This is a genomic window from Bacteroidota bacterium (assembly GCA_008933805.1).
GTDB lineage: Bacteria > Bacteroidota > Bacteroidia > UBA8524 > UBA8524 > SB11.
Window position 1 is genome coordinate 423,514 of record WBUH01000001.1, and the last position, 11,344, is coordinate 434,857.

Sequence of the window (11,344 nt, forward strand, 5' to 3'; positions counted from 1 at the left end):
TCTTTTATGGGTTTACATGGTACCAAGCATGGTATTGTTTAGCACTATTGCGCCCTTAAAGGTGTCTGATCCGCTTTCGTCGCAGCTGTGTAGGCGGCCTTCGGGGTAAATGGTGCGTAGCTTTTCTATTATTTCAATAAGGTGGGTTAATGCAGTTTTTAGTTTGTTTTTCAATGCGGCATCGTTGGGGTTGCCGCTATGGCGCAGGGTGTTTAGGGCTATCAGCCATTCTTTGTAGCGTAGTTCGTATTCTGCCATTTGCTCGGGGTTTATCCAGCAAATGTTCATGGCCAAGTGGGCAGGAGCCTCAATACGCATGGTTTTTTCCATAAAACCGCGCAGGTAAATATTTCTGAAACGTTGAGGCCAGTAGGGCATGACCACACTCATTACAAAGCTGTAGGTATCGGCTATTTTGCATTCCTCACAATCGGCATCGGTGTTTATACCCATCAGGGTATCATCAAACGCATCGGGTGGTGTTTTTTGGGTAGAGTAACGCGGGCGAAGCAAAACGTGTTCGGTTAGGTGCATTCCTTCGCGTTCCAGCAAAATGTCTTGTAAGGTTTTCACGCAGTCTTCCACAGCGGCAATGTCTCGTCCGCCACGTATGGTAAGCACTTTACCGCTTACTTTTTTAATATCAAAAACTAGATTGTATAGGATTGTGCCGCTTGCATTTGCTGAAATTTTTTCAGCAACTTTAATTTCGGTATTTCCTCCGCTGTGCTTTATGCCTGTGATGGTATAGGTGGTTTCTGCACCGCCGTTTTGGTTTTTAAATACAATAGAGGTGTTGTTGTATATGTTTTGTGTGAGGTTCTGTCCGGTTACTATCAGGCAGTTGCCTGTTTTGGTTAATGCGGCTGTATAGCTTTGCTCAAACGTAACAACCCCCAACGGCGAGGTAGCGCTAAGGGTTTTATTAATGGTGATTTCTATAAAAGGCCCTTTTGATTTTGCGTTGGTTACTTTGTGTGTGCCGTTATTGGCTGCCGAAGCTGCAATGGTAACGCTTGCTTGGGGATAGTTTTCAATGGCTGCGGCTAACGGAGCGTTAAAATCTTTGGCGTAGCTCTTTCCTATGGCGCCGTTGTGGTCGTTTAGGATAAAGTAATAGTTGCTGCTATACGGCGGAGCATCGGGAGTGAAACCGTAGTTATCTTCATCCGATGCGAACCGGAGCAATTGCCAAAGTTTGTTTATCTTATTGTCTTCACCTTTTTGAAGTACAGTAGCCTGTGAATCTCCTTTAAGGGCTTCGCCGTGCAACTCGCCTGTCATTAGCAGGTTGGCGTTGGTAAAGGCAAACGGCTTTTTATATAATTTGTAACTGATAATGTATTGCGGAGGGTCGGTCACCATATCCGCACTCACGGTTGAAGTAATGTAAGCATTGATAGCAGGGGTAAGATTTTTGCGGTTAGCCCCCGGTTGGTGTAAAAACTCGTTGGTGCACAATAAAATGGCGTCGGCAATATCAGCCTCGGCCAAAGCAGTTGTATTATAATCTTTATAGCTGATAGCCAGCGGTTGCGTTTTTTCTAAATCTGCATACAGGGTGTAAATAAACTTACTTGCTTGTTTACTAATGCTGTAGTTGTTTCTAAAAATACCTGCGGCTACAACGCTTTCCAAGTTCTCAAGCAAGGCATCTGTATTGGCAAATGCACTTATGTTTTTAAGAGGAATATCAGTAGCGGTCTTACGTACGGTGTAGTTTAAACCGGCAATCTTAAATACATCGGGAGTAAAGAAGAGTGTATTGGGATGCCGAGCGTTAATGCCGGATAGCAACGAGGTGCGTTTTTCGTACCCGCTCACGTTTTGCTGGTTCCAAATCACAGCGTCGTGTGCATTGAAGGCTTTGCCTCTATTGGCACTTATCTCGGGGTATAAGTTTAAAAACTCCAACTTGTCCTTTATCAGTTCCATGCCTGCTTTTGGGCCATCTATGCTATATGCAAGCAGGGCATAGTCGGTAAATTGCTCACAAAAGCGAGCCAGCAAGTGGTCTAAGAATTTGTTTTTACGTTTCTCAAACTCGGCGGGAGTTTCCGCAGCATTTTGCAAACTTTCCTCAATGGTGGTTGGGTCGGCAATCAGATGCCCGTCGTTTGGGTGCGACGTTAGCGGGTGGGCTGTAAAGTAGGTTTTGTTAAATATGAGATTACCGTCCGTATCTGTTCCCTTATTCATTGAGAACAGCTCTTTTACGCCCGTTAATTGGTTCAGGTAACCTTCAAGCAATTGGTCAAAAAACAATAAAAAGCCTTTCAGCTGGTTTGCTTGTGCTTCCCGCTTTTTCAATGCTTCGGGGTCTGTCGGTGGGAATTTCAAGCCCGCCGTATTTACTCCGTAGGTAAGCGGTAAATCTTCGGCTACTGCGGTATAATCATCCGTTTCGCGCCACTTGCCTTTGGGAACGGGCATATCCAGCACTGGGTTGGGGTGTATGCGTGTGCGGTCGGTGGATTTCAATTCATCCAATACCGCAAACATTTCGTCTTCGTCATACCCAAACGGCAGAGTATCTTTATAAAAGGTAAGTTTTGATAACTCTTCTGATAATCTGGGGACGTATAATTGGTTGTAAGCCAGTTCTAAGCACCAACGTACTGATTTTTCGGTAACACTGCCATCGGCATTGTCTTGCGGTTTGTTGGCTATTTGCAGGTTGCGCACTGCAATCACCGGACGTTTTCCGTCCACCTTCACATCCATTATAATGCGTATAATGTCTGATGCGTGGATGCACTTTGCCCGCTCAGTGGCACTTAATTCTTCAGGGTCTATAAAACCGTGTTCAAGGGCAGGGCCGTCAAAAATCTCGTCGCTGTTATACCCCTTTGCCTGCATTTCTTCCAGACTGTAGAAATACACTTGCGGCGAAAGGAACTGAGCCACATCGTGGTATATGGCGGCGGCAACTTCGGTAGGGTTGGCGGTAGCGGTTATTTCAATATCCCCACACAATAGTATTTCTTCTATCCTAAGGGCATTTTCGCTGTAAAAATCTTCGCACAGGTTGCGGTGCGCTTGTAATTTGCGCTGTGCAGCGGCCAGTATGCGGCGGATAACGTTTATTTTCTTTTTGTAGGTTTCCACCAAAGCAGTACTGCCTTTAAAAATAAAGTCGTCAATGGCTTTGGCTATCTTCTCTAAACCTAGAATAGGGTCGGTTCCGCCCGAAGTAAGTTTGGTGCCTTCTAATTTTAAACCTCCGGCTTCCCAAGTCAGTTTAACTTCATAACCTGAGGGTACTTCTTCTTCGTAAGAACTGAACGACTCAATATGTTGTTTGATGGATGCGTTTTGGGCAAAATTCACCTGCTTGTTATCCCAACGTGGGAAACCAATAACCATGTGAAACTGCACGCCTTCCATTTTTGGGTCGTCAGGGTGAGAAACCACAGTATAGGTAGCTTTTAGGGTGTTCTCGTTCAAATCACCGTACACTGCCGATTCATCAAACTCAAACAAAACGTCGTACAGACCTTTTACAAAAAACGATTCTTGTCCGGCATAGCTTTGCTTGTGTTCAAGTATGTGTTTCAGCTGGTTCACATAAATCAACACCTCAGCGTCGCTTGCCACTTCCAGCCAAGCGTTTTTAATGCCCAGTAGTTCGGTAGTACCGTCAACAGTTTCTTCAATTACCACATCCATCAGCAATTTGCGATAGTCGTTGATGGTTAAAGGGGCGTTGTGAAGTATTTGGCGGGCGGTATAAAAATTCTGGTAATCGCTAACCGGGGCAGAAGGGCCTGCTGCAAGCAGGTCTTTAATATCAAAAGTGAGACGGTAGCCCAAATCGGTAATGGCATAGCACAAGGCTTCCAACAGGGTAATCCCCGGGTCGTGCAAGTTGTGGTCGGTCCATATAACCCCGCTAAGCTCGGTGATACGTTCCAACCCCTTCTCACGCAGTGTATCAAACTGCATGCTTTCCAACTCGTAAGGTGCTTTTGATATAGTTACCGGTTCAGTCATTTACTACAATCGTTTATTTGTTACATCCGCACTCCTCTAATTCGTTAAACACGGGCGAGTACACCAGGTTACTGCCGCAGTTGCTGCAAAAACAACCGCTGCCCTCCAGCGGGGTTAATGTGTGCGTGGCGTATGAGGTAAACACCGAAGCTGCTGTAGTTGCCTCTGCTGTATCGGTATCTGCATTAGCGTTTACATTCAGCCAAGCGGGGGCGTGTATGTGCATTTCTACACACTGCACAAAATCTACATACTCCAACTGCTCAATGTGATAAATAAGGTTGCTTTTGTGTATGGTGGTGCCAAACAGCAACTCAGCATCGCTGTTATACGCCCAAGGGGCTAAAAACTCAGTGATTTTTTCGTGAAGTTTATCCAAGCATATTCCCACGTCTTCGCCGTCGTAAAAACGTACTTGCAAACGCACTTCCACCTCTTCGTAAATGGGGTTTTGTACCTCAATTTTTGCATGCGGTGTAGTACAGGTGGCAAGGTATGCCTTCACATCTTCCAAGGTACTTTTTGATACTTTGGGCTTCAACGGGTCTAAGGCATTTTGGTTATACGTGTCGGGCACCATTACCACTGTTACATAACCGGGAGCAAGGGGTTTGTAGCCGTTATCAGCACCGCTGTAATAGGTGTGGTTGATTGCTTTTACGCGGTGTATGCCTGTAAAATTTTGCAGTATCAGCCGCTCGTAATCCCAAATGGTAATGGCGCGTTTTTTATGGCGTAAGCGTTCGCTTACCCGCACATAAAATGTGCTTCCGCTTTCTTGGGCTGCTCCGCCAAAAGAGGCATAGGGCTGCGATACTCCTTTTACGGATGAGTTGGGGGTGAACAGTTTGCTGATGGTTTTTGCCGCAAGGGTTTCGCCCGTGGCTTCTAAACCGTTGTGGGGGTAAAACTCGGCTTGTATGGCTTGCGGTAGTATTTGAATGATTTTGCATACCGCGTCGGCATTTGCCGCAACAGCTAACCGAACCCATATCTTATCGGCGGGCATTAATGTATTGCCGGCATTGGCTGTTGAAGGCAGACTTAGTGTAACAATGCCTGTTTTTAGCAGTCCGTTGGTATTTTCACGTTGTAATTGGGCATCAGTAAAGTTTACCCATTGGTTATTGCTTAAATAGCTCCATTCAACAACTGCAGTATCGGCCTCAGGGTTAGAGCTGCCTTCGGCTAATTGAAACAACAAGTTCACACTTTGTGGAGGCACGCAGTTTTCAAAACCCAAATATAGTTCGCCTTTGTTACTGAAGGTGGGCAGCAGCGGTTTTATCTGCAAGCCGCCCGATGTGGTATTTTGCTGTGCCGAACCAAAAGGCCCGCAATGGAAAAACTTTGAGGTTGGGCTACTCAGTAACTCTATGGTTTCTGTAGCTGTGTAAGTAAGGTAAAGCTCCTCAAATTCAGGAGTATAAGGATTGTTGGGGACATAGTCTAATTGTTTTGTCTTGTCTGTAGCAGCCAATCCTAAGATGATGCCTTTTCCATACGAAAGTTGATACTCATCGTGCAAAAAGTCATAGCTGTTTAGTTCAAAAGCTAAATACCCTCTGTTTGAAGTGGTAGCATACCTTTTCCCTGCATCCGTATCTGGGTCTATTGTACTTGTTGTGAAACCCGAAGCTACCCATGTTTTGGGTGAGGTAGGTACAATGTCTGTAGATTCAAACATTGAAACCGCAGTTCCGTCGTCCCATTCGTTGCCGCTTAATAGATAGGGTTTTACGTTGTAATCATTGGTTTTGGGTTTTACTGTTGCCGAATGAAAGTTTGCATGATAGTCATAAAACTTAACAGCAGGCAGGTTGCGCCATTTAAAAGAGGCTTTTACTTGAGTGATTTTTTTTGAAAAAGCTTCGTTACTGCCTACATAAAACCTTGAGCCGATGACAGGTCGGGCACCAAAAGGCTGCATCGGCTTGGCGGGGTCTAATACTCCTTGCTCGTTTTGAAGTATCAGGGTTTTAAGCCCTGTTACATCAACCTGTATGCTTACATTTTTAATATTAAGTGTTTTTAACTGTTCAAATGCTGCATTCGTAGTCCCTTTTGCAAAGGTTATTTTCAGGCAGGGATATTTTGCATTAAACCCTTCGCCGTGTGTTTTGGAGTTGTAATCAATAATTGCTTTTGCCGCTTTTGAGAAACCGAATTTAATGGTAAACGTAGCCCCGCTAAGGGTAGCTGATTGTACACCTGCTGCTCCATCGGCTCCTGTGGCCAAGGCAGCGGTGAGGTCTTGCTCTATCCAACCCTTTTCTCCGGTTGCGGTAATGATAAAATCAGTAATGGCAAGCAACTGTGGTGTTGGGTTAGGGATGTTGGTTTCTAACTCAAACGTAAGGGTCACAATCCGCACTCCTTCGGCCATGCGCAGGGTAGGGGATTCTATAGCAAACCCAAACGGGGTTTCTTCGCGGCTTTCATCGCCAAAGGGCAGCCATCCGCTTTCTTCTTTCGTTAGTTCTTCACCTTTGCCGTCGTTACTGTTGGCTATTGCTGAGGCAAACAGTTGGCGGCTGTTTTTAGCATAAATGCTGCAAATGCTGGTGAGCGAGGATTTATTTAAACTATAATCATCCGTAAGTGCATACAGTTTTTCAACACCGTTTACTTTTTCACCTGTTTTAAACAAAGTACCTTCTTCAATCTCAAATGCGGCAATGTGTTTTGCCAACTGACCTATCAGGTACACTTGGTCGGGGATGGCTTCGTTTTCGGCAAAGCCCAATACATCGCGGTAAAAGAACTCAAGGTGTTTAGTGCCAAGCGTATTTAAATCGGCTTGCGCAATGGCAAACAATTCTAAGAATGCTGCAAACAGTGCAAAGTGGGGAGCGGTATATCCGGCTTCGTCTAACTGCTGGGTAAAAAACTCTTTCCAGCCGCCGTTGGGGGTATTTGTATGGTCGTAATAGTTATAATGATTGGCTGTTTCTTTAGTAAACTCCAGCAAGGCGTTAAAATCGCGTTCATCAATCTGCACAAATTTTTCTTTCAGGCCTTCGGGGAGCCTTTTCACCTGGCTGGTGCCTTGGCGTTGTACGCCTGCTGTGAAACAGTTTAACGACATTGTTTATACTATATATCGGTAGCTTCTTTTAAATAAAAAGGGTACACCATGTTGTTGCGGGTGTTGGTGCTTATCACCGTGTATTCAACCACTAGCATAATTAAACCCTCGGTTTCGGTAACCAAGGTTTTCACATTATCTAGTTTTATGCGGGGTTCAAAGTAGATAATAGCCTTGCGCACACGGTCTTTTAATCGGGTTAGCAAGCCTATGTCCATGCCTTCAAACATTAAGTCCTGCAAGTCGCCGCCGTATTGGGGTTGCATTACCCGCTCACCCAAGGCAGTTGAAAACAGTATTTCGAGGCTTTGGTTAATGTCTTCTTCTCCTTGTGCAAGATGTACGCCTGCATTACCGCCTGCGGCATGCTTAAAGAAGGCGGGCGGAAATGTCCATCCTCTGCCTAAAAATGTATTGATATCTTTTGCTTCGGGTTTCACAGTGTTATCCTCCAATAATTACAGTTGGGCAGCCTACTGCCGACATGGCTCCGCAGGCACAGGTATCAGAAGTGCGCAAGGCAGGTTTGCCGCCTATAAGCACAGTGCCTGAGCCGCTTGTAAAAGGGCTTGACGGTACGTGCCCCGATTGGGGCGGTAAGGGGCAGGTGTGCATATCGCCCAGCACGGCGGCGGGTTTGCCTCCTACCAAAACATTGGCTACACCGGGGCCTACAATGCTGCCCCCGTGTGTACTTGCGTCTCCTACTGTTGCTGCTGCTGCCATTGGTTTATCAGTTTATTTGTACCATGCTTCCTTTTATAGTGGTGGTGCCGCCCGATGATACTTCGGAACCTGCGGAACCTTCTCCCTTAAATTTTGCAGAGGCACTTATCTCCACATTTACGCCTTCTATTTTCACGTCTCCGGTTGCCTTTAGGGTGATATCAGCGCCGCTTTCAAGGGTAATACCGTCGCTGCTTAGGGTAAGTGTGTTATTGTTGGCATCTTTGGCTACAATACTGCCTTCGGCTTCATCAATTACCACGCTGTAGCCGCCGGGAGTTTCTATGGTTACGCTGGGTGATTCATCATTAAATACCAGCTTCATCCCGCTACGGGTAACAATGCCTTTTTCGTTATTGTCTTCAGTAGCTTCTATCATAGGGGGGATGCCACTGCTGTATAATTTTCCTAGTATGATGGGATTGCGTGGGTCGTCATTCAAGAAGCCCAATACCACTTCGTCATTCAATTCAGGAAAAAATATCCAGCCGTGTGAGTCGCCGGCATCGGGGGCTGTCATGCGCGCCCAAATACCTTCTCCTTCGTTATCCACTAAGGGTAATTTCACTTTCACGCGGCTTTCGCCGTCGGGGTCGTTGTGTATGGCGGTAACAATGCCTATTTGCAGTCCGTTTACCGCGGGTAGTAATCCACTGGCAGGTTTTTCAACAACATCGTCATAGCGGTGGGCGAACAAATCTTTGGTAATCCCGAATTGCAAATCGCAATACCAGCCCATTTCGTTGTTGAAATAATGGTTCACAGCAGTGATTACCGTGGTGCCGTTAAAGCGGTTTCCAAAGCCCTGAAAGTTGATTAATGTTCCAGTGGCGTAGCTATGCTGCCCCGAAACCCTGATGCGGCCTTGTATTTTGCTAAGTCGACTGTATAGGAGCCTACTATCGGCCCAAGCTTTGTTTTCTGTTTCATCAATTTTTCCGCCGTGATACACGGTATAATCTTCCCACTCCATCACACTCGAAAGAGTGCTTCCGTCTAAATCTCCTTGTGTGGCCAAGCTGGGTTCAGAGGCTTCGCTTTCAGTAATCTCCTGATTGGTGTAATTCCAAGTTTTTGCCTTTACAGCGGGAAACTGGTCGCGGGCATCAATCTCCGCTTCAAACTCGTAAGTATCCAGTCCGAAGTTGAAGGTAGTTTCGGCTGAACCCCCTGCGGGGGCTTTTATTTCTATTTTATTTTGGTTGATTAGTACCCATTTGCCGTTCAGTTCGGCGCGGGTTACTATAAAATCCCAATCGGTACAGTTGTACTGCACCATTTCTTTGTGGGTTACGCTGGTGCTTTCAATGTCTTTATCAATCGATGCTGCCCCTATCAACTCATCAAAAATGTCAGCATCTTTTACATCGTTGTACACTTTGTTTTTGCGCGCACCGGTTAGTACTACAGCCTTGTGGCGGCACTCCAATTCAAGGTTCGGGTTTTCATAGTTGTTTATTTTTATGCCGTGTTTGGTAATGATGCCGTGAAAAATGGCTTGCTTATCAGAGCCGTATCCTGCGTTCACTTGTATTTCAGCTCCGGGCGCAAATATGTCTTCGTTGCTGTGCGGAAAATCCTGCGTGGCATTGTCGCCGTCCATCAGCACAATTTTGGCAACGGGTATTTTGTTCACACTGCTGTTGGTGGCAATGCTCAAAAGGCCGTACTGCCCGCCAAGGGCTGTTCCGTTCACCAATATCTCAAACGATGCAATTTCTAATGCGGCGGGCATGGGTTTATACTTTTTCTATGGGTGGAAAAGCAAGATGTGTAGCTTGTTTTAATTTTCTAAAGTTGTTCAGACGGTTCACCTCAGCAATTTTCAGGTAATACTGTGGGTCGTTGTAAATTTCAGAGGTCATGTACGGCAAGTTATCCATACCGTTTGCAGTAACGTAGTGGGTAAGGTCGGGACTGTTACGTTGGGCTTCGGCAGCTTGTTCTTCCAGCGCCTTGTGGCTCATAAAAGTGCAGTTTACCTTAGCCCGCAATGGCTTCCCGTCAGGGGCAAACAGTGAATAGGTAACCTTTGCAGTGGTTAACACTCCTTGAAACAACAAGGTACCCCAACTTACTTTTAAAAAATTAGGACGGTGCGAACTTGGTTGCAACTCAAACGTAAGACGCAAAAAACGTTGTATCGAGTCTTCCACATGACCTTCAGCACGTATCAGTGCAAATTCGGCCTCGTTGCCCGTGTGCGAAGCTCCCGTTGCGTCCCAAAGCAATTCAATTGTTAGGTCTTTGCCTTTTGCGCTTTTAAATTGGGGCAGGCTGTCGGTAGCATTTTCAGGCCTTTCTGTATCAAACTCGTTTTTGTACTCAACATCATAGGTATTGGGGTTGTACAATACATCAAAGGTGCCTACAATTTTTTTGTAGGTTTCGTCACTATGTGCAATTATGTGCACCTTAGTGAGGTTTCCCGATGGCATAAATACATTTTCAATTCCCATGTGCTATCGTTCGTTTTTTGCTTTTACAATGGTTTTTATCTCGTCCACGGCCTTTTTCAGGCGTTTGTCCAAATCAGAATTTGTCGGCGGTGTTCCAGCACTTCCAGTGCTTTGTCCCACCTGTACAGATACTACTATCTCGTTTATTTGTACGGGCATACGGTTAAATAATTGGGATGGCTCTATAGTATTGGTAGGCAAGCTCCACCTGTTCTACCATCAGTTGAGGTTCTTGAGCGTTTAATCCCGTTACACTCCATTTCACAGGGTAAGCCTGTACCACGTTCCATGCGTGCAGGGGTACGTGGTCTTCGTTCAGCAAGGTGATTAACAGGTCTGACGGAGTAAAATGAAACTCCTCAACTCCTTTTTTGAACCAAGAGATTAGCTGTGAATGGTTGAGCATTCCGCGTTTAAGTGTAATGTTGCTAAATGTGGCAGTAGTAGGCAGCTTGTGCGAGAAACGGTTTTCACCTCCCTCTTTAAACTCTTCGGTAGTTACAGTAACATCAAGCCCTGTAACTTCCTGAAAGCCAATGTCGGGTATGCCCGGCATCAGAGCCACCAAGCCAATAAAATTTACACTAAAGTGCAGCCCTATGGGTGGGTATTTAAACATACTTCCCTATGGTTTCGCTTATACAGCCTCTACTGTTAAACCTTCGTGTGCCAGCTCAATGCTTTCCATTGCCACCTCGTTGCCGGTGCTGTTAAGCGTTGGTCCTTCAACTTTGCAAGGCCAGCAGTTGCGCACTTTCCACACCATCACAGGGGCGTGTTCTTCGTTCAGCAAGCTGATGGTAATATCACGACGCTCAATGTTGTTTAGTTTCACGGTGTTCAACCATTTAAAAAACTCATTGTCGCCTTTATAAATACCTCTTTTTAGGGTGATGTTTGAGTATTTAGGAATACCGGGCATTTTGGTGGTGTGGTATTCGGGCGATACGCCTTCCCTGTATTCAATTGGTTGTACTTCAACGGTTAGTCCGCTTGCTTCTGTGAAACCGATGCGGCTGCCACCCCATTCAACTTGGAAGTGGAATACCGGAACTGGATAAGTTGCCATAGTATTTAT

8 protein-coding genes are annotated in these 11,344 nt (G+C 45.7%); all 8 read right to left on the minus strand.

Features of this window, described 5'->3' with window-relative positions; genetic code table 11:
- Positions 1–12 precede the first annotated feature (12 nt).
- Positions 13–3,993 carry a hypothetical protein gene (locus F9K23_01935; protein KAB2918923.1) on the minus strand — a complete coding sequence of 1,327 codons (3,981 nt, stop codon included), beginning with the start codon at positions 3,991–3,993 and terminating at the stop codon, positions 13–15.
- 13 nt (positions 3,994–4,006) lie between these two features.
- A complete protein-coding gene (locus F9K23_01940) occupies positions 4,007–7,081 on the minus strand; it encodes a hypothetical protein (protein ID KAB2918924.1) in 3,075 nt (1,024 codons plus the stop codon).
- Between the two features lie 8 nt (positions 7,082–7,089).
- On the minus strand, positions 7,090–7,500 hold the full coding sequence (locus F9K23_01945; protein KAB2918981.1) for a GPW/gp25 family protein: 411 nt from the start codon (positions 7,498–7,500) through the stop codon (positions 7,090–7,092).
- Positions 7,501–7,525: 25 nt separating this feature from the next.
- Positions 7,526–7,807, minus strand: a complete 282-nt coding sequence (locus F9K23_01950; GenBank protein ID KAB2918925.1) for a PaaR repeat-containing protein — start codon at positions 7,805–7,807, stop codon at positions 7,526–7,528.
- A gap of 7 nt (positions 7,808–7,814) precedes the next feature.
- Complete coding sequence (vgrG, locus tag F9K23_01955) at positions 7,815–9,542, minus strand: type VI secretion system tip protein VgrG (protein ID KAB2918926.1); 1,728 nt, start codon at positions 9,540–9,542, stop codon at positions 7,815–7,817.
- Between the two features lie 4 nt (positions 9,543–9,546).
- The gene (locus F9K23_01960; protein ID KAB2918927.1) at positions 9,547–10,266 is read right to left on the minus strand and encodes a hypothetical protein; all 720 of its coding nucleotides are present in this window, start codon (positions 10,264–10,266) and stop codon (positions 9,547–9,549) included.
- A gap of 163 nt (positions 10,267–10,429) precedes the next feature.
- Positions 10,430–10,885: a phage tail protein gene (locus F9K23_01965; GenBank protein ID KAB2918928.1), complete on the minus strand. Its 456-nt coding sequence runs from the start codon at positions 10,883–10,885 to the stop codon at positions 10,430–10,432.
- An 18-nt stretch (positions 10,886–10,903) separates the two neighbouring features.
- Complete coding sequence (locus tag F9K23_01970; protein KAB2918929.1) at positions 10,904–11,335, minus strand: phage tail protein; 432 nt, start codon at positions 11,333–11,335, stop codon at positions 10,904–10,906.
- Positions 11,336–11,344 lie beyond the last annotated feature (9 nt).